The 19,166-nt window shown below is 62.2% G+C and carries 19 protein-coding genes, 1 tRNA gene and 1 pseudogene; 9 read left to right on the top strand and 12 right to left on the bottom strand.

The genetic code is table 11. The features are described from left to right. Window positions 1–169: 169 nt before the first annotated feature. The gene (locus tag EN874_RS22215; RefSeq protein ID WP_127427295.1) at window positions 170–679 is read right to left on the bottom strand and encodes a DUF417 family protein; all 510 of its coding nucleotides are present in this window, start codon (window positions 677–679) and stop codon (window positions 170–172) included. Between the two features lie 83 nt (window positions 680–762). Here EN874_RS22215 and EN874_RS22210 point away from each other — a divergent pair, with 83 nt between their 5' ends. Further along, entirely contained in the window at window positions 763–1,290 is a 528-nt protein-coding gene (locus EN874_RS22210) for a MarR family transcriptional regulator (RefSeq protein WP_127427294.1), read from the top strand. Here the strand turns inward: EN874_RS22210 and EN874_RS22205 are convergent. The 4 genes from EN874_RS22205 to rpoZ all read right to left on the bottom strand — a co-directional run bounded on the left by EN874_RS22205 (window position 1,271) and on the right by rpoZ (window position 5,296). Further along, a complete protein-coding gene (locus EN874_RS22205) occupies window positions 1,271–1,651 on the bottom strand; it encodes a VOC family protein (protein ID WP_127427526.1) in 381 nt (126 codons plus the stop codon). The genes EN874_RS22210 and EN874_RS22205 overlap by 20 nt on opposite strands. Before the next feature lie 75 nt (window positions 1,652–1,726). After that, window positions 1,727–2,305, bottom strand: a complete 579-nt coding sequence (pyrE, locus tag EN874_RS22200) for an orotate phosphoribosyltransferase (protein WP_127427293.1) — start codon at window positions 2,303–2,305, stop codon at window positions 1,727–1,729. A 234-nt stretch (window positions 2,306–2,539) separates the two neighbouring features. Continuing rightward, window positions 2,540–4,768: a bifunctional (p)ppGpp synthetase/guanosine-3',5'-bis(diphosphate) 3'-pyrophosphohydrolase gene (locus EN874_RS22195; RefSeq protein WP_127427292.1), complete on the bottom strand. Its 2,229-nt coding sequence runs from the start codon at window positions 4,766–4,768 to the stop codon at window positions 2,540–2,542. Window positions 4,769–4,894: 126 nt separating this feature from the next. Then, window positions 4,895–5,296 (bottom strand): DNA-directed RNA polymerase subunit omega, encoded by a 402-nt coding sequence (rpoZ, locus tag EN874_RS22190; protein ID WP_127427291.1) that lies wholly within the window; start codon window positions 5,294–5,296, stop codon window positions 4,895–4,897. A 301-nt stretch (window positions 5,297–5,597) separates the two neighbouring features. On the opposite strand from rpoZ, the gene EN874_RS22185 reads away from it, so the two are divergent. After that, window positions 5,598–6,179 carry an NYN domain-containing protein gene (locus EN874_RS22185; protein ID WP_059189095.1) on the top strand — a complete coding sequence of 194 codons (582 nt, stop codon included), beginning with the start codon at window positions 5,598–5,600 and terminating at the stop codon, window positions 6,177–6,179. After that, window positions 6,176–6,847: a uracil-DNA glycosylase gene (locus EN874_RS22180; RefSeq protein WP_168247549.1), complete on the top strand. Its 672-nt coding sequence runs from the start codon at window positions 6,176–6,178 to the stop codon at window positions 6,845–6,847. The genes EN874_RS22185 and EN874_RS22180 overlap by 4 nt, the downstream gene beginning before the upstream one ends. A gap of 18 nt (window positions 6,848–6,865) precedes the next feature. Here EN874_RS22180 and EN874_RS22175 read toward each other — a convergent pair whose 3' ends face one another. Next, window positions 6,866–7,357, bottom strand: coding sequence for an Lrp/AsnC ligand binding domain-containing protein (locus EN874_RS22175; RefSeq protein WP_127427289.1), 492 nt, complete (start codon window positions 7,355–7,357; stop codon window positions 6,866–6,868). A 132-nt stretch (window positions 7,358–7,489) separates the two neighbouring features. Here EN874_RS22175 and EN874_RS22170 point away from each other — a divergent pair, with 132 nt between their 5' ends. Beyond that, the gene (locus EN874_RS22170) at window positions 7,490–8,446 is read left to right on the top strand and encodes a DMT family transporter (protein ID WP_127427525.1); all 957 of its coding nucleotides are present in this window, start codon (window positions 7,490–7,492) and stop codon (window positions 8,444–8,446) included. Here the strand turns inward: EN874_RS22170 and EN874_RS22165 are convergent. The 3 genes from EN874_RS22165 to dapA are packed head-to-tail and all read right to left on the bottom strand — an operon-like array spanning window position 8,419 to window position 10,582. Continuing rightward, window positions 8,419–9,141 carry a glycoside hydrolase family 25 protein gene (locus tag EN874_RS22165; protein WP_245516137.1) on the bottom strand — a complete coding sequence of 241 codons (723 nt, stop codon included), beginning with the start codon at window positions 9,139–9,141 and terminating at the stop codon, window positions 8,419–8,421. The two genes, EN874_RS22170 and EN874_RS22165, sit on opposite strands and share 28 nt — an antisense overlap. Window positions 9,142–9,195: 54 nt before the next feature. Then, window positions 9,196–9,675, bottom strand: coding sequence for an SsrA-binding protein SmpB (gene smpB, locus EN874_RS22160; RefSeq protein ID WP_041002108.1), 480 nt, complete (start codon window positions 9,673–9,675; stop codon window positions 9,196–9,198). Between the two features lie 25 nt (window positions 9,676–9,700). Beyond that, the gene (dapA, locus tag EN874_RS22155) at window positions 9,701–10,582 is read right to left on the bottom strand and encodes a 4-hydroxy-tetrahydrodipicolinate synthase (RefSeq protein ID WP_127427287.1); all 882 of its coding nucleotides are present in this window, start codon (window positions 10,580–10,582) and stop codon (window positions 9,701–9,703) included. A gap of 249 nt (window positions 10,583–10,831) precedes the next feature. Between dapA and EN874_RS22150 the strand changes: the two genes are divergently transcribed. Both EN874_RS22150 and EN874_RS22140 read left to right on the top strand, forming a co-directional pair. Beyond that, entirely contained in the window at window positions 10,832–12,865 is a 2,034-nt protein-coding gene (locus EN874_RS22150; protein ID WP_127427286.1) for a lytic transglycosylase domain-containing protein, read from the top strand. A 298-nt stretch (window positions 12,866–13,163) separates the two neighbouring features. Continuing rightward, entirely contained in the window at window positions 13,164–14,051 is an 888-nt protein-coding gene (locus EN874_RS22140; RefSeq protein WP_127427285.1) for an alpha/beta hydrolase, read from the top strand. Between the two features lie 80 nt (window positions 14,052–14,131). On the opposite strand, the gene EN874_RS22135 is transcribed toward EN874_RS22140, so the two are convergent. After that, on the bottom strand, window positions 14,132–15,205 hold the full coding sequence (locus tag EN874_RS22135; protein ID WP_127427284.1) for a site-specific integrase: 1,074 nt from the start codon (window positions 15,203–15,205) through the stop codon (window positions 14,132–14,134). 242 nt (window positions 15,206–15,447) lie between these two features. Continuing rightward, window positions 15,448–16,629, bottom strand: coding sequence for a porin (locus EN874_RS22130; RefSeq protein ID WP_127427283.1), 1,182 nt, complete (start codon window positions 16,627–16,629; stop codon window positions 15,448–15,450). Window positions 16,630–17,080: 451 nt separating this feature from the next. Here EN874_RS22130 and EN874_RS22125 point away from each other — a divergent pair. The 3 genes from EN874_RS22125 (at window position 17,081) to EN874_RS22115 (ending at window position 18,798) form a co-directional block, all read left to right on the top strand. After that, window positions 17,081–17,171 (top strand) — tRNA-Ser (locus EN874_RS22125). 105 nt (window positions 17,172–17,276) lie between these two features. Next, window positions 17,277–17,519 carry a GIY-YIG nuclease family protein gene (locus EN874_RS22120; protein WP_127427282.1) on the top strand — a complete coding sequence of 81 codons (243 nt, stop codon included), beginning with the start codon at window positions 17,277–17,279 and terminating at the stop codon, window positions 17,517–17,519. Window positions 17,520–17,619: 100 nt separating this feature from the next. Then, window positions 17,620–18,798, top strand: a complete 1,179-nt coding sequence (locus EN874_RS22115) for a porin (RefSeq protein WP_127427281.1) — start codon at window positions 17,620–17,622, stop codon at window positions 18,796–18,798. Window positions 18,799–19,028: 230 nt separating this feature from the next. Here EN874_RS22115 and EN874_RS22110 read toward each other — a convergent pair. Continuing rightward, a pseudogene (locus tag EN874_RS22110) lies at window positions 19,029–19,166 on the bottom strand (IS481 family transposase); the annotation flags it as partial.

Below are 19,166 nucleotides of genomic sequence, written 5' to 3'. Positions count from 1 at the left end.
CCGGGTCGCGCCGACATATCTTGCGCTTCGAGGGCGCAGGAAGGCAACAAAACTTTGATATAGCGACGGCCAGGCCGCGGAACAACGAACCTGGCCGCGATGGTCTGCCGCAGCCTGCCTGGTTCGCCCGTCATGCGCCAGACAGCGAACATGACCTCGGCCGCTCGGCTCACCGTTCATCGAGGGACGCGAGTTTCCGAAGGCTGCGGCCCATTATGCTCAGGCTCACACCCAGCAGCACGACATCCTTTATCAGGAAGGAACCTAGACCGTTGAGGAAGGGAAATCCTCCCGAGCCGGTTTCCCAGATAGGCAGGATGAGCATGGTGGACGATGTCAGCGCAAAGGTGATTGACCCCAAGGCGCCTCCGACGAGGCCAGCCCAGGCGCTGCGAAGTGATGCAATCAGCAGAAGCGCGGTGCCGAGTTCGACCACGCCCAGAAAGTAGGACGCTCCTGCAAAACCAAAGACGGCGTAAAGCCATGCGAGCCACGGCGTGTTCTCGATCAATGGCTTAAGCGCCTCGATTTCGATCGAGGTGAATTTCAAAACGCCAATCAACAACAGCGGGAGCACCACTCCCAAAAGGGTTACCGCGCGGCCAACAGCGGCAAGCCGGCCGGCGGCCAGATTGACGTGCGTCCCGAACGGCGTGGTCGATGTTACGGGGGTAAACATAGCAAGCCTCCTTCGGTTTGTATGCATGAAGCATATAATATTTCGACCTTGATGTATATGCGCCAAGCATATATTTTTCACAAATGACTGATTCCAAGATCGAAAATGTGATTGGCGCTCTGGCGCTTGCATTCGCGGACACATTGCAGCGGGACGCTCAGGCCGAGGCGCCGGAGGCGGGTCCCGCGGCTGCGGCTGTCACCCTCATTGGCCACGTACCGGGCCTGTCGATCGAGAGGCTGCGCCGCGCCCTGAGCTTGTCGCATTCGGGTGCGGTTCGCCTCGTCGATCGATTGGTTGCGGAAGGATTGGCGGCTCGGTTCGCGGCGCCCGACCATCGCGCCGTAGCGCTAAGGCTCACTCCTTTGGGCGAGACAACCTGCAATGCCATTCTTTCCGCCCGCCAGAGCGGGCTCGCGTCAGCGCTCGCCGTTCTGGATCCGCAAGAGCTGCAGGAATTCGGCAAACTTGCCGCCAAGGTGCTGCGGGGATTGGTCGGCAACGAGGATCAGGCATACCGTATTTGCCGGCTCTGCAACTATATCGCTTGCCTCGACTGCCCGGTGGAAGCGGAACTGTCTATGGCGCTAGCTACGCCGGATACTCGCTGACCTCGACCAGATTGTCGTCGGGATCGCGGAAATAGACCGACGTCATCCTTCCCCGCGCGCCGATGCGCTCGACCGGGCCAACTTCGATCGCGACACCGTTGGCTGCGAGGCTGGCGAGGATATCGGCAAGTGGTACCGCCGCAACCAGGCAGAAATCGCCGGAGCCCGGCGTCGGCGCCTTTGCCTTCGGCTCGAAGGTGCGGCCGACCTCGTGCAGGTTGACCTTCTGCGATCCGAACAAAAGCGCCGTCGGCCGGCTCGGTTCATCAAGCCGCCGCATGCCCAGCACGCGCTGGTAGAAGTCGCAGGTCGCTTCGACCGAGCGGACCGTCAGCACGAAATGATCGATGCCGGCGATCATCGCGATCGCCACGCGCATCGCTGGCAAAGAGACTCAAGCGGCGCGCTCAAGTGCTTGTTCTTGCGCATGGCGACTTCAGATGTTGCGGCTGCCCGGCTTGACGGCTGGAATAGCGGCAAGCTCGGGCGGCAGGCGATCGGGCGGATAGGCCGGAACCTCGTATTCGGCGAGCGCGATCAGCGGCACGCCGACGTCGGTCTTGCCAGCCGAGCGATCGATGATGCAGGCGGCCGCCACCACCTCCGCGCCGAGCTCGCGCAGACAGTCGATGGTTTCGCGGATCGAGAGGCCGGTGGTGACGATGTCCTCGACGATGACGACACGCGACCCCTTGTCGATCTCGAAGCGGCGGAGCCTGAACTCGCCGCCTTCCCGCTCGACCCAGATCGCCGGCGCGCCGAGGTGGCGCGAGGTCTCATAGGCCGGGATCAGGCCGCCGATGGCCGGGCCGACGACATAGTCGATCCTGCCCGGCACGCCTTCCCGAATCTTCTCGGCCAGCGCCTTGCACAGACGCTCGGTCTTGTGGGCATGCATGAAGACGCGCGCTTTCTGCAGGAAGATCGGACTGCGCAGACCGGACGTCAGGATGAAATGGCCTTCGAGAACCGCGCCGGCATCGCGGAATATGCCCAGCACTTCGTCGGTGTTCATTGTTCGCTCCCTGCCCTTGGCGAGTGGTGAATGGTGAATGGTGAATGGTGAATGGTGAATGGTGAATGGTAGTGAGAACACCTTCTATTCACTATTCACTATTCACTATTCACTATTCACTATTCACTATTCACTATTCACTATTCACTATTCACTATTCACTATTCACTATTCACTATTCACTATTCACTATTCACTATTCACATTCACTATTCACCATTCACCATTCACTATTCACCCATTGACGCGCCGCGCATCGCTGACGCTCGAATTGTCCTTAAGCTGCGACAGCAGCCGGTTGAGATGCTTCAGGTCCCAGACCTCGAGGTCGATCAGCATCTCGGTGAAATCGGGCGCGGTGCGCACCATCGATAGCGTATGGATGTTGGCGTCGTTGGACGCGACGACCTGCGCTATGTCGGCGAGCGATCCCGGCGCATTGATGGCGGTGACCGAGATGCGCGCCGGAAAGCGCTCCTTGGTGCTCTCGTCGATGTCCCAGCGCACGTCGATCCAGCGCTCGGGCTGGTCGTCGAAGGCCTGCAGCGCCGGCGACTGGATCGGATAGATGGTGATGCCGGTTCCCGGCTGGATGATGCCGACGATCCGGTCGCCGGGCACCGCCCCTTCCGGCGCGAAGCGCACCGGCAGGTCGCCGCGCACGCCGCGGATCGGCACCGCGTCGTCGCGCTGCTGGTCCTTGCCCTTGCGCGCGGCGCGGCCGGGCATCTGGAAAAGCATGCCGGCGGCGTTGCGGATCTTCGACCAGCCCTCCTCGCGCTGCTTGGACGCCGCGACCGTGACCCGCTCGTCCTTGTAGTCGGGGAAGACCGCCTTCATGACGTCGGTCGATGCAAGCTCGCCGCGCCCGACGGAGGCCAGCACGTCCTCGATGTCCTTGCGCGCCAGCCGGTGCAGCACCGGCTTCAGGCTTTCCTTGGTGAAGTTCTTGCCGGCGCGCTCGAAGGCGCGTTCGAGGATGCGGGCGCCGAGCCCGGAATATTGCTTGCGGATGGCGTTCTTGGTGGCGCGGCGGATGGCGGCGCGCGCCTTGCCGGTGACGACGACCGATTCCCAAGCGGCAGGCGGCACCTGCGCCTTGGAGCGGATGATCTCGACCTCGTCGCCGTTCTTCAGTTCCGTCATCAGCGGCATGATGCGGCCGTTGACCTTGGCGCCGACGCAAGTGTCGCCGACATCGGTGTGTACGGCGTACGCAAAGTCGATCGGGGTGGCGCCGCGCGGCAGCGCGATCAGCATGCCCTTGGGCGTGAAGCAGAACACCTGGTCCTGGAACAGCTCCAGCTTGGTGTTTTCCAGGAAATCCTCGGGATTGTCGCCTTCGGCCAGCTGCTCGATGGTGCGGCGCAGCCAGGCATAGGCGTTGGTCTCCTTGGAGATCGAGTGCGCGGCGCCATTCGTCTTGCCGCCGGTATCCTTGTAGATCGAGTGCGCGGCGACGCCGTATTCGGCGATCTTGTTCATCTCGCGGGTGCGGATCTGCAATTCGACACGCTGGCGCGACGGACCGACGATGGTGGTGTGGATGGAACGGTAGTCGTTCTGCTTCGGGGTCGAGATGTAGTCCTTGAAGCGGCCGGGAACCATCGACCAGGTGGTGTGGATTGCGCCGAGCGCGCGGTAGCAATCTTCGACCGTGTCGACGACGACACGGAAGCCGAAGATGTCGGAGAGCTGCTCGAAGGAAAGCGCCTTGGCCTCCATCTTGCGGAACACAGACCACGGCTTCTTCTGCCGGCTTTTGACGCTGGCTTTGATCGAATGCTTTTCAAACAGGCCCGACAGCGCCTTCTCGATCTCGTCAAGCACGCCTTTGTTGCGCTCGAAGATTTCAGCCAGCCGCGCGGTGACGGCGCGATAGGCCTCCGGATTGATGTAGTGGAAGGCGATCTCTTCCAGCTCCTCGCGCATGCCCTGCATGCCCATGCGCCCGGCGAGCGGCGCATAGATGTCCATCGTCTCCTCGGCGATGCGCAGGCGCTTGGACTCCGGCATATGGTCGAGCGTACGCATGTTGTGCAGGCGGTCGGCGAGCTTGACCAGGAGAACGCGGATATCCTCGGAGATCGCGAGCAGCAGCTTGCGCAGGTTCTCCGCCTGCTCGGCCTTCTTGGAGACGAGGTCGAGCTTCTTCAGCTTGGTCAGGCCTTCGACCAGCTTGCCCATTTCGGGGCCGAACAGCTCGTCGATCTCGGCCCGGGTCGCGGTCGTGTCCTCGATCGTGTCGTGCAAAAGGGCAACCGCGATGGTCGCCTCATCCATATGCATTTCGGTGAGGATGGCGGCGACTTCCAGCGGGTGCGAGAAATAGGGATCGCCCGAGGCGCGCTTCTGGTGGCCATGCTTCTGCATGGCGTAGACATAGGCCTTGTTGAGCAGCGCCTCGTTGACGTCAGGCTTGTAGCGCTGCACGCGCTCGACAAGCTCATACTGACGCATCATGGGCGGGATCTCGCGGTGCTGAAATGAATCATGCGCCGCAGTTGCTTGCGGCGCATGCCATAGATAGCCACGAAACTGACGATACGGAAGTGCCGGATGCTTGATCCAGACGGGTTCCGGATGCGCTTAGTAGTCGTCGCTCTTTTCCGGCGGCACCAGACCCTCGATGCCGGCGAGCAGGTCTTCCTCGCTCATACGGTCGAAGGCGATGTTCTCTTCCGCATCGTCGGTGTCGGCGGCAGCGGTGGCGGCGCCGGTCTGATCGGCGATCGCCTCGCCGTCGACCTCCGGCTCGTCGACCTCGACATGCTTCTGCAGCGAGTGGATCAGGTCTTCCTTGAGGTCGTCGGGCGACAGCGTCTCCTCGGCGATCTCGCGCAGCGCAATGACCGGATTCTTGTCATTGTCGCGAGGAACGGTGATCTGCGCGCCCTGGCTGATCTGGCGGGCACGGTGGCCGGCGAGCAGCACGAGCTCGAAACGGTTGTCGACCTTGTCGATGCAATCTTCAACGGTTACGCGGGCCATGGACTGCCCCTTTCATGCGTGGATTTAATGGAAAACTGGCGGGCTCCATAACAAGGACGCCGCCGAAACACAAGCTTTATGGCGGCAGCGACCAAAGCATAAGCCCTTGCCCGGCTCAACAACCGGACATCGCTCTGCTGCCACATAGTGCCGATCACAATTGCTTGCAATGCGCGTCCGCGCCCTTGGATATCCACAAATCTGGCGCTATCTCGGATGAGACGGCAAGAGGGACCATTACCGAGCCTGTCCGTCACGTCCAATTTAGATGACAGAAATTTTCGAAAAGGGATGTTTTTCAATGTTCGATCCCCGTGAAAAGATCGCCCTTTTCATCGACGGCGCCAATCTCTACGCCACCTCGCGGGCGCTGGGCTTCGACATAGACTACCGCAAGCTTCTGTCGAGCTTCCAGAAGCGCGGCTACCTGCTTCGGGCCTATTACTACACCGCGCTGGTCGAGGATCAGGAATATTCCTCGATCCGGCCGCTGATCGACTGGCTGGACTATAACGGCTTCAAGGTGGTGACCAAGCCAGCCAAGGAGTTCACCGACTCGACCGGCCGCCGCAAGATCAAGGGCAACATGGATATCGAACTGACCGTCGATGCGCTGGAGCTCGCCGATGTCGTCGATCACTATGTCATCTTCTCCGGCGACGGCGATTTCCGCACCCTTGTCGAGGCTCTGCAAAGGCGCGGCCGCAAGGTCTCGATCATCTCGACCATGGCCTCGCAGCCGCCGATGATCTCCGACGACCTGCGCCGCCAGGCCGACCATTTCATCGATCTGATGACACTGAAGAACGAGGTCGGTCGCGACCCATCCGAGCGGCCGGTCCGCCGGCCCGAGCCGGCCGAGGTCGACGAGGACGATTATTGAGAGCGGCGGCGTTGAGCGCCGCGCCCTCCCCCGAACCCAGCCGTGACTGTCCGCTCTGCCCGCGGCTGCACGACTTCATCGCCGGCTGGCGCGAGCGCGAGCCCGGCTGGTTCAACGCGCCGGTGCCGACCTTCCTGCCGCCGGAGGGCGAGGCTTCGGTCAAGCTTCTTATAGTCGGGCTGGCGCCTGGGCTGCGCGGCGCCAACCGCACGGGGCGTCCCTTCACCGGCGACTATGCCGGCGACCTGCTCTACGGCACGCTGATCGCGCAGGGCCTGGCGCGCGGCGAATTCAAGGCAAGGCCCGATGACGGGCTGGAACTCGTCGGCACCGCGATCACCAATGCGGTGCGCTGCGTGCCGCCGGAGAACAAGCCGGTCGGCGCCGAGATCGCCACCTGCCGCACCTTCCTCCAGCCGACGATCGCAAGGTTCGCCAATTTGCGCGCCATCCTGACGCTGGGCTCGATCGCGCATCAGTCGACGGTGCGGGCGCTGGGGGGACGTGTCGCCGCACTTCCCTTCCGCCATGGCGGGCGGCAGGAAGCCGGCGGCATCACACTGTTCTCCAGCTATCACTGCTCGCGCTACAACACCAATACCGGCGTGCTGACGGAAGAGATGTTCGTCGACGTCTTCAAGGAAATCGCGGCGTTCCTGCACGGCTGACAAGACTGCCGGCGGGGTTCATACCGGCAACAGCGCTTCGGGCTTGACGTCGCCGATCGAGGCATAGGTGTGCGTTTCCTTCACGCCCGGCAGCGGCAGGATGACCCGCTTCAGAAAATCCTGATAGGCGCCCATTTCCGCAATTCGGGCCTTCACCAGATAGTCGAAGCCGCCGACGACCATGTGGCACTCCAGAACCTCGGGGGCCCTGATCACGGCCTCGGCGAAGCGGTCGAAAATATGGGGTGCCGTGTGATCGAGCCGCACTTCGATGAACACAAGGGTGCCGCGGCCGATCTTTCGTGGATCGAGCACGGCCCTGACCGCGGTGATGAAGCCTTCACGAAACAGACGCTTCACCCGCTGACTGGCGCCGGTTGGCGACAGGCCTACTCGGGCAGCGAGATCGAGAGTCGTGCGCCGCCCGTCCTCCTGCAGCAGGCGAAGGAGGCTGCGGTCGATATTGTCCAGATCGCCGGCTTCAGGATTCACGCCGGAAATGCCCTTCATCGGTGAATCTCACTCAAGTCTTGCAAAAGCAGCGTATTTCATCGCGGATTTTTCGACAATAGTCTGTGCTTGACCAAGCGAGGCCGAGGCAGTTTCCGCTTTGTCCAGCGAGAACGACAGGCAGGTACCAAGATGGCACGGGACCGCAATACGAGGCTGGCGATCATCGCGGGCTTGGCCATGATCGGCATCTACGCCGTGCAATTTGTTGCCGCCCGCTTCAGTCTCAGGGAACATCTGACGTCAACCGATCTGGCAACCCTGCGTTTTGCCGGCGCCGGCATGGTCTTGCTGCCGATTTCCTGTCGAAGCGGCATGGCGGCAATGCAAATGTTGGGTTGGAAGCGCGCCCTGGCGCTTGCGGCTTTGGCCGGATTGCCATATCCGATCATCATCAACTGGGGCCTGACCTATGCGCCGGCCGCGCATGGCGCGGCGCTCTGTCCGGCGTCGATTGTCTTCTTCTCGTACCTGCTCTCGCAAATCGCGACCACCGACCAGGCCTCACGCCAACGAACCATCGGCGTCGTTGCCATCATTGCCGGCCTGATGCTCTTCATTTCGCCCGCGGATACAGGCCTCGGCATGACGGACGTATTCTTCGGTGATCTCCTGTTCATCGGATCGGGCGCGATGTTTGCCAGCTACGCCGTGCTCGTGCGGCGATGGCGCGTCGATCCGGTGACGGCGACCGCCAGCGTCGTGCTGCTGTCATGCCTGCCGCTGCCCCTTGTCTACCTATTTGCGCCGACCGGCCTTCATGCAGCGCCGGCCGCCGAAATCGCGGGCCAGATCGTCATCCAAGGATTTCTGGCAGGTGCGGCCGCCATGTTTCTCTACACCTTTGTTGTCCGGCAGTTGGGATCGCAGACGGCATCGCTGTTCATGCCCTGCGTGCCGATCGTGACCGTCATCGTCGGCATGGCGGTGCTTGGCGAAACGCCGACAAGCGCCCAGCTCGCGGCCATCGCAATCATGGCGGCAGGCATGGCATTGTCAGCTTTTGCCAAGCCCATGGCTGAAGCCGCCCGACCGCGAACGGGACAAAGCCGTCCAGGCGGTCACGGCGTTCCTGAAGCGCTGGATTGAGGCGCCGGCGCGAACAGTTCGGTCAGCCTCGCCGGTCCGCCCTTCAGCACATTCAGGTCGACATCGCCAACGATGCCGTCGACACGGCCCGTGTCGAGATATTGCCAATAAATCCAGTCGTCATCGTTGAGCGGGCCGCGCAGCGAGCGCAGCCAGCGCTGGCGAACCGCGATATGGGCGGAATAGGTCGGCGCCATCTCGTCGGTGATATAGATGATGGCCGGCTTGCCATAGGCCGCCTCGACCGGGTCCAGGAATGCAAGCAGCTCCGCGTTCAGCTCGGCGGGCGACGGGCGTCGCGGACAATTGCCGTGGAACTCGATGTCGACGACCGGCGGCAAAAGCTGCTCGCCGCGCGGCACCGCCGAGATGAAGTTCTTCGCCTGATCGGCGCCCGGACGGCAGAAGGTGAAGAAATGATAAGCGCCGACGGCGAGACCCGCCGCGCGGGCCTGGCGCAAATTCTCGGCAAAGGCGTCATCGACATGATCGCCGCCTTCCGTCGCCTTGATGATGGCGAAGGCGACATCGTCAGCCGCGACGCGCGGCCAGTCGATCCTGCCCTGGTGATGCGAGACGTCGATGCCCCTTATGGGAAATTCACCGCGATCCGGCGGGAAAGCGCGAGGCCGGAAAAAGCCTTCCGGCCAAATGGCGAGCGCCAGAAAGACGAAAGCCAGGGCCAGGACAATCAAGCGGTTCCTCAAGCCTTGGCTCCCCTGCCGCCCTGCCTGGAATAGCCGGCGTCGCTACCCGCGCTCCTTGAGGAGGCGCCCCTTCTCGCGCGACCAGTCGCGCTGCTTTTCCGTCTCGCGCTTGTCGTGCAGCTTCTTGCCGCGGGCAATGGCGAGCAGCAGCTTGGCGCGGCCGCGGTCGTTGAAATAGATTTTCAGCGGCACCAGCGTCATGCCTTCGCGCTCGACGCTCTGCGAGAGCTTCGCCATCTCGCGCTTGCTGACCAGCAACTTGCGGCGCCGGCGCGGCTCATGGTTGAAGCGGTTGGCCTGCAGATATTCCGGCAGATAGGAATTGATCAGCCAGATCTCGCCGCCTTCGGCCGAGGCGTAGCTTTCCTGGATGTTGGCCTGGCCCTGGCGCAGCGACTTGACCTCGGTGCCGGTCAGCACCAGGCCGGTCTCGATCGTGTCGAGCACCTCGTAGGAAAAGCGCGCCTTGCGGTTTTCGGCGACCGTCCTGTTGTTGGGGTCGGCTTTCTTGACTTGATTCATAATGCGGAGAGGTGGCGCCTCATCCCTAATTTATCAAGCCGGCATGCTTCATGGCCGCGTCGAGCTTCTCCGCGGTCGGGGCCTCGACCGTCACCAGCGGCGAGCGGACCACGTTCTCGATCTTGCCCAGCTTCGACAGCGCGTATTTGGCGCCGGACACGCCAGGCTCCATGAAGATCGCCTTGTGCAGCGGCAAAAGGCGATCCTGCAGCTCGAGCGCCTTGGCGCTGTCGCCGGAGAGCGTCGCTTCCTGGAACTCGGCGCAGAGGCGCGGGGCGACATTCGAGGTCACCGAGATGCAGCCGACGCCGCCATGCGCGTTGAAGCCAAGTGCCGAGGCATCCTCGCCGGAAAGCTGGATGAAATCCTTGCCGCAGGTCATGCGCTGCTCGGAGACGCGCTCGACCTTGCCGGTCGCGTCCTTGACGCCGGCGATGTTCTTGAAGTCGTGGCGCAGCCTGCCCATCGTTTCCGGGCTCATGTCGATCACCGAGCGTGGCGGAATGTTGTAGATGATGATCGGCAGCCTAGTTGCCCTGGCGACGGCGGCGAAATGTTCGTAGAGGCCGCGCTGTGTCGGCTTGTTGTAGTAAGGTGTGACGACAAGGGCAGCATCGGCGCCGGCCTTTTCGGCATATTGCACCAGGCCGACGGCTTCCTCGGTGTTGTTGGAGCCGGCGCCGGCCACGACTGGCACCCTGCCCTTGGCCACCTCGATGCAGACCTTCACGACTTGGCGGTGCTCGTCATGCGACAGCGTCGGCGACTCGCCGGTGGTGCCGACCGGGACGAGGCCCTTGGTGCCCTCCGAGATCTGCCATTCGACAAACGCCCGAAAGGCTTTCTCGTCGAAACGCCCGCTCTTTTCGAACGGTGTGACGAGCGCGGTCAGCGAGCCTCTCAGCATATTGTCCAAACTCCCTTGGGACTTTTTGGGGTTGTTGATCCGTTAGTTCGCGCGCCTTCTAACCGAAAGCGAAGCCGCGCACCATAGTCTCGACATGGTTCAGCGGCAAGCATCGCAATAATGCCAGCAGGGGGAATTCGAACGGCCTCCATAACCTTTTGTTTACGAGCCTTTGACGACCTAAGTCTAGGCTTCGGGACCGGACCTTCAGCGTCCCTGCCTGCTGACAACGTGCTGGGGTAAGAAACAATGCCGACGGGGCGGCCTCATCTCTTCGCGCTTCTCAGCGCGGTCGTCGCGCTGATGCCGGGGATGGCAATCGGCGGCAGCGTCGACGTGCGCGTGACGGCGGCGATCCCCGTTCCCGAGGCGCACGCCTCGGGCGAGACGCAGCCCTCCCCGGCCAGCATAGCCCAGTTGAAGAGCGGCCTCGACGCCTTGGCCGCCAACAACATCGCCGGCGCCCGCAACGCGCGCGACACGCTGCCAGCCACCTCGCTCGACAAACATATCCTGGCCTGGGCGATCGCGCTCTATGGCGGCGGCCAGGTGCCGAGCGGCGAGATCGCCGACGCGGCCAAGATGCTGCCCGGATGGCCGGGCACGATCGCGCTGCGCAAGAACAGCGAACGCGCGCTCTATCGGGAGAACCCGCCGCCGCAAATTGTGGTGCAGGCCTTCGGCCGCAGCCAACCGCTGACGCCGGAAGGGGTGATGATCCTCGCCCGTTCGCAGGTGGCGCTGGGCAATGCCGCGGCGGCGCGCGCGGTGCTGGTGCCTTTCTGGCGCAGCGAGAAGCTGGAAGCGAAGGACGAAACCGCTTTTATCAAGGAATTCGGCGCGCTGATCCCTGCGGCCGATCATCGTTACCGCATGGAGCGCATGTTCTATGCCGACAGGCCGGACTCGGCGCTGCGCGTCGCCGCCCTTGCCGGCGCCCAGCCAATGGCGGATGCCTGGGCGGCCACCGACAGGGGCGACAAGAACACGGTGAAGCTGTTGAAGGCGGTGCCTGCGGCGCAGCGTTCGGCCGGCTATTTCTTCGCCGAGACCGAATATCTGCGCAAGCAGCAGAAGTTCGCGCAAGCCGCGGCGGTTCTGATGAAGGCGCCGACCGACCGCGACGCGCTGGTCGATCCCGATGCCTGGTGGGCGGAGCGCCGCGTTCTTTCGCGCGAGCTGGTCGACCAGGGCGACGTGAAAACCGCCTACAAAATAGTCTCCATGCATGCGTCAGAGAGCCCGGCAAGCGCCGCGGAAGCCGAATTCCATGCCGGCTGGTACGCGCTGCGCGGCCTGAACGACCCGGCGACCGCGGCCACGCATTTTTCGCGCATCGCAGACATGGCGCAGGGACCGGTGTCGCTGTCGCGCGCCTATTACTGGCTTGGCCGCGCCGCGGAAGTCGGCGGTCCGGGCAATGCCAAGGACTACTTCACCCGCGCGGCCGCTTACGGCACGACCTTCTATGGCCAGCTCGCCGGCGAGCGCGTGGGCTTGAGAACCCTCAACATCGCCTATCCCAAGCCCAGCGCCGCCGACCGCCAGAGCTTCGAGGGCCGCGAGGCGGTGAACGCGATCAAGCGGCTGCAGGAGGCTGGCTATGACCGCTACGCCGAAACGCTCTACCGCGACCTTGCGGGACAGCTGACCAGCCCCGGCGAGCTTGCGCTGCTGGCGGTGCTCGCCGAAAAGCAGGGCAATCATTTCATGGCGCTGAAGGTCGGCAAGATCGCCGCTCAGCGCGGCATCGATGTCGGCGCGCTGTCGCATCCGCTCGGCGTCATCCCCGATTCGGCCAATATCTCGGGCTCCGGCAAGGCGCTGGCCTATGCCATCGCCCGCCAGGAAAGCGAGTTCAACATCGGCGCGATTTCCAGCGCCGGCGCGCGCGGCCTTCTGCAATTGATGCCGGGCACCGCCAAGCAACTGGCGAAGAAAGCCGGCATGACCTTCTCGCAGGCGCGGCTGACGACCGACGCCGGCTACAACGCCACGCTCGGTTCAGCCTTCCTCGGCGAGCAGCTCGACCGCTTCAACGGCTCCTACGTGCTGACCTTCGCCGGCTACAATGCCGGCCCCAACCGCGCCGCCCAGTGGGTGGCGAAATACGGCGACCCGCGCGGCAGGGACGTGGATGCCGTCGTCGACTGGATCGAGAGGATTCCCTACACGGAAACAAGAGGTTACGTGCAGCGCGTGATGGAGAATTACGAGGTCTACAAGATGCGTATTTCAGGCAAGTACGACATCGTCGGAGATCTGGTGAACGGGCGGAGTTGAGGCGTCTTCCGCGAAGCGTTTAAGGTCGAGTTCCTTCGCGCCCCCCTCTGTCCTGCCGGACATCTCCCCCACTTGGGGGGAGATTGGCAGTTTCGGCGGTTCGCCCATTCTGCAGCGTTGAAAATTGGCGAAAGCCGAGGTGCCAATCGATCTCCCCCCTTGTGGGGGAGATGTCCGGCAGGACAGAGGGGGGCGCTGTCCCGCCAGCGCTGATTCCTCTGGGCAAACCTGCCATTTGACCATTCCTGCTCTCGCCTGTAGCTGACGGCTGTCTTCAGCGAGGAAGAACGATACTCCTATGGCGAGCGAAGGCTTTTCCGACTTCTTCTATATCGCACCCGATGGCCTGAAACTCCATGCACGGATATACGGCGAGGCCAACACTGGCTGGCCTGTCGTCTGCCTGCCCGGCTTGACGCGCAATGCCCGCGACTTCCATGAGTTCGCCCTCTATCTTTCCAGCAAGGCGAAGAGACCGCGCAAGGTCATCGCTTTCGATTATCGCGGTCGTGGCCAGTCCGACTATGATCCCGACACCACCCACTATAATGTCGGCGTCGAGGCCGGCGACGTGCTCGCCGGCTTGTCGGAGCTGGGCATCGCAGAGGCTGTCTTCATCGGCACCTCGCGCGGCGGCCTGATCGTCCACGTGCTCGGCGCATTGAAACCCGCCGTGCTGAAAGCGATTGTCCTCAACGACATCGGCCCGGTGATCGAGGCGCAAGGCCTCGCCCAAATCCGCGCCTACCTTGACCGTGCGCCGAAACCGAAGACATTCGCCGAGGCGGTCGACGCGCAGCGGCGCGTGCATGGCGCCAGCTTTCCGGCACTTACCGATGCCGACTGGGCGCGGATGGTTAGCGCCATCTGCCGTGACACGGATGCCGGACTGGTACCGGATTTCGACCCGGCGCTGGTCGATACGCTGGCCGGCGCGGACTTCACCAAGCCGCTGCCGGATCTGTGGCCACAATTCGACGCGCTTGCCGCGGCGCCGATGCTCGCCATCCGCGGCGACAATTCGAAGCTGTTGTCCGCCGCGACGCTCGAGGCGATGGGAAAGCGTCATCCCGGCATGGAGGCAATCACGGTCGAAGGCCAAGGACACGCGCCCTTCCTGGAAACCGGCACCCTGCCGCAGGAGATTGCCGATTTCCTCGATCGCGCTGAAGATAAGTCAAAATAAGTAAAGCCCGAGACTATCTCGGCCTCGGGCTCGTCGGTGAAATATAGTTTTTCGCTTGCGTGCCGGCGCGCGGCGTCCGCCTATTTGCCCTTCGAGCTCTTGCGACGCGCCTTCGCCGGCTCCGGTCCGCTCTCCTTGCGAGCGGCTTTGGGCGGCGACGACGTGGTCAACGGAGAGGCAAAGACCGAGCTCTCCGCCGGGCGCGGCGCCTCGTCGGCGCGCGGTTTTTCGAGCACGACGACGCAGCCATCGAGGTCGTTGGTGGCGAGATGCGCGTAGCGCATGGTCATCGAGAGCGTTTGATGGCCGAGCCACATCTGCACGCGCCGGATGTCGATGCCGCCCTGGATAAGTCGCGAAGCGCAAGTGTGGCGCAGGATATGGGGCACCACCTGCTCATCGGCGCCAAGACCGACCTCGGCCTTCGCCTCGTTCCAGATGGCGCGATACTGCGCCTGGCTGAGCTTGGTGAATGGACCCTTCGGCCGGCGGCCTTCGGTCGTCGGCGGCAGCTTGATCACCTCCTTGACGCGTTCTGTCATCGGAATGGTGCGGCTGCGGCCGGATTTTGTGATCCAGAACGAGACGCGGTGTTCCTGGATGTCGTTCCAGATCAGGCCGAGCGCCTCCCCGAGGCGGCAGCCGGTATCGACCAGGAAGACGGAAAGCCGGTAGGCGTCCTCGCTGCGGCTCCTGATGGCGGCGAACAGCCTTGCTTCTTCGTCCCTTTCAAGGAAGCGAATCCGTCCCGCCCGCTCCTTCTGGCGGCGGAACTCAGGCAGGCTGTGGATATCTCCCATCTTATGAGCCTTGCGCAGCAGCTTGCTGAGGGCAGCCATCTTGCGGTTGATGGTTGCGTTGCTGTTCCCGCGCTGACGCAAGGTACCGATAAGATTGTCCAGGGTGTTCTGGTCAAAGGTGCTGAAACGTTCTCCCAGAAGGATCTCGTCTATTTCACCGATGAACGAGCTGACATTGTATTTATGCCGCCCGTCATCCCAGAGTATGTCCCGGTACGCTGTAAAGAGCTCACTGACCCTGTACGATCTTACTTCCCGGATCTTGTTGTAGGTGTACCTAAACTTCGAATTCTGAGAAGAAAATACCGCAAATTGACCAGAGGGCTCCCCCTCTTGAATCGCTTCGTTCGACATTCTTAGCCACACCCCCTGTGGTTAAGCTTTCAGCCCTAACCGTTCGGAGATGTCCTTTCAAGAGTTTTCGAATCTTGCGGCCGACTCCATCCGCTGGTGGCGGATCCCACAAAGTCGCTCCACAGACCCGATCAGCTTACCGATTTCACCCCCATCCTTTCGTTGCGTTGAACCAGTCGCGAAAACAAAACGGCCCGGGCATTTGACGCCCGGGCCGGATTTCAGTTGTTGCAGTCCAGCCCTTAGAAGGAGCGCTGGAAGCGGAGCATGCCGCCGATGGCGTCGTCGCCATTGCGAATGTTGGTCCAGTTGTGATTCGTGCCAAGGGTATCGGGATCGCCGATTTTGCCTGCATTGACGTAGTCGACTTCGGCCGTAACCGTGAGGCCGGGAACGATGTCGTAGGCGATGTTGGCGGCGATGCCGAGGTTCTCACCTTCGTCATACGACACCTGAGCGTTGAACGAGGTCTTCTCGTTGAACTTGTAGGTGCCACCGCCCCAGACTGCCCAGTTGCCGTCCCACTGCTTGTAGAAGCCGCGGCCACCAGCCGGGAGCGTATACGTCGGGTCACTGTAGTTGTCATCGCTGCCGTAGCCGCCGATGATGAACAGCGAGATCGCGTCGTTGACGTTGACGTCCAAGCGGACCTTGCCGGCAACTTCTTCATAGTTGCTGTCGTAGGCAATGACGCCGGTGATGGCGCCCCAGCCTTGGGTCCACTTCACGCCGCCGACGACATGCGGAACATAGCTGTCGATCGTGCCCACGCCGTACTGACCAAAAGTACCGTCGCCCGAGCCTTCTTCGAGCGAGATGACCGCCGAGAAGCCGTTGCCGGCGTCGAAGTAGTACTGGACGACGTTGGTGTCGAAGTCACCGTAAGGAACGAGCGTATCCTGGATGACGTTGCCGGCGTAGCCGATGAAGGTATTGAAGGCCGATTCGTCCTTACCAACGCGGAGGCCACCGAGCTGGATCCAGGCGAAGTTCAGCGAGGCGCCCGAGTTGCCAGCAGGGTTGCCATAGAACGTGGCATAGTCGTTGGCATTGTTGAAGTTGAAGCGGGTCTCGGTGTAGGTCTTCAACGTGCCGAGCTCGGTTTCCTGGCCGGTCCAGGTCTTCAGCGTGAAGCGGGCCTTCTTGCGCCAGGTATCCTGTTCGTCGCCGTCCTTCACATCACGGGACTTCGCGCCGTCGAACGAGCCGACGTCGCCACCGCTGATGTCGTAACGGACGTAGCCGCCGATGCGCAGGCAGGTTTCGGTGCCGGGGATGTAGAAGTAGCCCGAGCCGTACACGTCGCAGATCTTGACGTATTCAGCCGGTTCCGGCTCGGCGACGGTCACCGCGTCGGCGGCGCGGGCGCCGGAAACTGCGATCAGGGCCGCAGCTGAGCCGAGAAGAAGGCTCTTGATGTTCATTTTCTGACCTCCAGTCAAAAGTTAAAAAACGGGTCTGGGTATTTTTTGCTGAAGGACAGCGTTCCCTGCCCCATCCCCACTTACCGAAAAAGATGCGCACCGCGCCGCTCCTTCGAACCAGACCTTTACCCAGGCGGCGGCGGCGTTCAACCAGGATCGTATCGGCAAAAGCCCTATCCGGATGCTATCCCCGGACGTTGTTGCACAAATGACACGATTTGGCCTCACTCCGAAAGCTCTCGTTAACCAATAGGGGCGGCGCGACCCCTGAATCCGGCCGAATCCGGCGATGGCTGGACAGAAATGCGGCGCAGAGGCGAGTCGCCGACCCCAGTTGCCGCCGCGGAATCGCCTCATGCGGAGCTCGGCCGGGCTGATGCGCTGTTTTTTCAGCGATTCTGGCGCCGGCTTGTTGATTGTGCCGCCGCTTTTCTTTATCCAGCGGCGCGACGGAGAGGTGGCCGAGTGGTCGAAGGCGCTCCCCTGCTAAGGGAGTAGAGGTCAAAAGCTTCTCGTGGGTTCGAATCCCATCCTCTCCGCCATCCTGCTTCGCGCTGCGCGCTTCGCAGGACAAGCCCCAACCGTTCGTGCGAAGCAGGATGGCGGAGAGGATGCCCTCCGAAGCCTTGGCAAAGGAGGGCCGGTCCGTGTGGTACGTCTATCTGCTTGAGAGCGAGGCTTTGGAAGGCGAGCGCTATATCGGCATAACGTCCGATTTGAAGAGGCGGATTGCCGATCACAACGCCGGAAAATCCAGTCACACTTCCAAATTTCTCCCCTGGCGAATCGTGACCTACGTGGCCTTTTCAAGCCGAGCAAAGGCGACTTCAGTCGAGCGCTATCTCAAATCGGGATCCGGACACGCGTTCGCCAGCAAACGCCTTTGGTAGGATTCACCAGAGCAAAAAATGTAGCAATAGCAAAGCACTGGCAGTGATGGCCGTCGAATGAACTCGGCCCTTTCGTTCGATTCTGACTGGAGGTCAGAAAATGAACATCAAGAGCCTTCTTCTCGGCTCAGCTGCGGCCCTGATCGCAGTTTCCGGCGCTCGCGCCGCCGACGCGGTGACCGTCGCCGAGCCGGAACCGGCTGAATACGTCAAGATCTGCGACGTGTACGGCTCGGGCTACTTCTACATCCCCGGCACCGAGACCTGCCTGCGCATCGGCGGCTATGTCCGTTACGACATCGGCCTCGGCGACGTCGGCTCGTTCGACGGCGCGAGGTCGTTCGACCACAAAGACGGCGACAGCCAGGATACCTGGTACAAGAACACCCGCTTCACGCTGAAGACCTGGACCGGCCAGGAAACCGAGCTCGGCACCTTGAAGACCTACACCGAGACCCGCTTCAACTTCGGCAACCGCAACGGCTACGGTGCCTTCACCACCGGCGGCGACCCGATCGGCAATCCCGCTGGCAACAAGAATGTCTCGCTGAACTTCGCCTGGATCCAGCTCGGTGGCCTCCGCGTCGGTAAGGACGAATCGGCCTTCGATACGTTCATCGGCTACGCCGGCAACGTCATCCAGGATACGCTCGTTCCTTACGGTGACTTCGACACCAACGTCGTCCAGTACTACTTCGACGCCGGCAACGGCTTCTCGGCCGTGGTCTCGCTCGAAGAAGGTTCGGGCGTCGTCGGCACCATCGACAGCTACGTTCCGCATGTCGTCGGCGGCGTGAAGTGGACGCAGGGCTGGGGCGCCATCACCGGCGTCGTCGCTTACGACAGCAACTACGAGGAAGTCGCAGGCAAGGTCCGCCTGGACGTCAACGTCAACGACCAGATCTCGCTGTTCGGCATGTTCGGCTATGGCAGCGACGACAACCTCAACGACCCGACCTATGCCATCCCGGCCGGTGACCGCGGCTTCTACAAGATCTGGGGCGGCAACTGGGCGTTCTGGGCTGGCGGCACCTACAAGTTCAACGAGAAGACCTCGTTCAACCTCCAGGTGTCGGGTGACGAGGACAAGAACTACGGCGTGGCGGCGAACGTCGCCTACGACATCGTTCCCGGCTTCACGGTCACTGCCGAAGTCGACTACGATCACTTCGGCAAGTTTGACGAATGGACCGCCGACCCCACCTCGACCGTCAACTTCACTGGCGCCAACAAGAAAAACAGCGTCGGCGGCCTGCTCCGCTTCCAGCGCTCGTTCTAACAGGCGCTGCCTGATTGAATCGAAAACCCGGCGGGCAACCGCCGGGTTTTTTCTGCTGGCTGCACCCGACGTGCAATTTGCAGAGGTTGCATTTTGCGCGATCGCAGGGACCTCACTCAGCCGGATCAATCCGGACAAGTTGCAGACATGATCAGCCGAGATTTCACAGGTCGTTTCGGCAAACCATCGCAAATGTTTGGAATCGGCTGGAACGCCCATCGTTTACCAACCTAGGTGTTTAGTCCCGGCATTTGATGGATTGGATCGAGCCTGAAGCGTTCAGGGTCCTTTGTCCAGCATTTGCAGATGTATTCGTAGGGGGTTAGCCCCGTCAGTGTCTTAAGCCGGCGCCCGAAGTTGTAAGCGTC

It is taken from the genome of Mesorhizobium sp. M1D.F.Ca.ET.231.01.1.1, from assembly GCF_003999155.2.
Lineage (GTDB): Bacteria > Pseudomonadota > Alphaproteobacteria > Rhizobiales > Rhizobiaceae > Mesorhizobium.
The sequence above is the reverse complement of the archived record's forward strand: the minus strand, read 5'-3'. Positions and strand labels throughout refer to the sequence as shown.

Excerpts from the sequence above, each read along its gene's own strand:
- EN874_RS22215 (WP_127427295.1), bottom strand. The coding sequence starts at position 679 with ATGTTTACCCCCGTAACATCGACCACGCCGTTCGGGACGCACGTCAAT.
- EN874_RS22210 (WP_127427294.1), top strand. The coding sequence starts at position 763 with ATGACTGATTCCAAGATCGAAAATGTGATTGGCGCTCTGGCGCTTGCA.
- EN874_RS22205 (WP_127427526.1), bottom strand. The coding sequence starts at position 1,651 with ATGATCGCCGGCATCGATCATTTCGTGCTGACGGTCCGCTCGGTCGAA.
- pyrE (WP_127427293.1), bottom strand. The coding sequence starts at position 2,305 with ATGAACACCGACGAAGTGCTGGGCATATTCCGCGATGCCGGCGCGGTT.
- EN874_RS22195 (WP_127427292.1), bottom strand. The coding sequence starts at position 4,768 with ATGATGCGTCAGTATGAGCTTGTCGAGCGCGTGCAGCGCTACAAGCCT.
- rpoZ (WP_127427291.1), bottom strand. The coding sequence starts at position 5,296 with ATGGCCCGCGTAACCGTTGAAGATTGCATCGACAAGGTCGACAACCGT.
- EN874_RS22185 (WP_059189095.1), top strand. The coding sequence starts at position 5,598 with ATGTTCGATCCCCGTGAAAAGATCGCCCTTTTCATCGACGGCGCCAAT.
- EN874_RS22175 (WP_127427289.1), bottom strand. The coding sequence starts at position 7,357 with ATGAAGGGCATTTCCGGCGTGAATCCTGAAGCCGGCGATCTGGACAAT.
- EN874_RS22170 (WP_127427525.1), top strand. The coding sequence starts at position 7,490 with ATGGCACGGGACCGCAATACGAGGCTGGCGATCATCGCGGGCTTGGCC.
- smpB (WP_041002108.1), bottom strand. The coding sequence starts at position 9,675 with ATGAATCAAGTCAAGAAAGCCGACCCCAACAACAGGACGGTCGCCGAA.
- dapA (WP_127427287.1), bottom strand. The coding sequence starts at position 10,582 with ATGCTGAGAGGCTCGCTGACCGCGCTCGTCACACCGTTCGAAAAGAGC.
- EN874_RS22150 (WP_127427286.1), top strand. The coding sequence starts at position 10,832 with ATGCCGACGGGGCGGCCTCATCTCTTCGCGCTTCTCAGCGCGGTCGTC.
- EN874_RS22140 (WP_127427285.1), top strand. The coding sequence starts at position 13,164 with ATGGCGAGCGAAGGCTTTTCCGACTTCTTCTATATCGCACCCGATGGC.
- EN874_RS22135 (WP_127427284.1), bottom strand. The coding sequence starts at position 15,205 with ATGTCGAACGAAGCGATTCAAGAGGGGGAGCCCTCTGGTCAATTTGCG.
- EN874_RS22130 (WP_127427283.1), bottom strand. The coding sequence starts at position 16,629 with ATGAACATCAAGAGCCTTCTTCTCGGCTCAGCTGCGGCCCTGATCGCA.
- EN874_RS22115 (WP_127427281.1), top strand. The coding sequence starts at position 17,620 with ATGAACATCAAGAGCCTTCTTCTCGGCTCAGCTGCGGCCCTGATCGCA.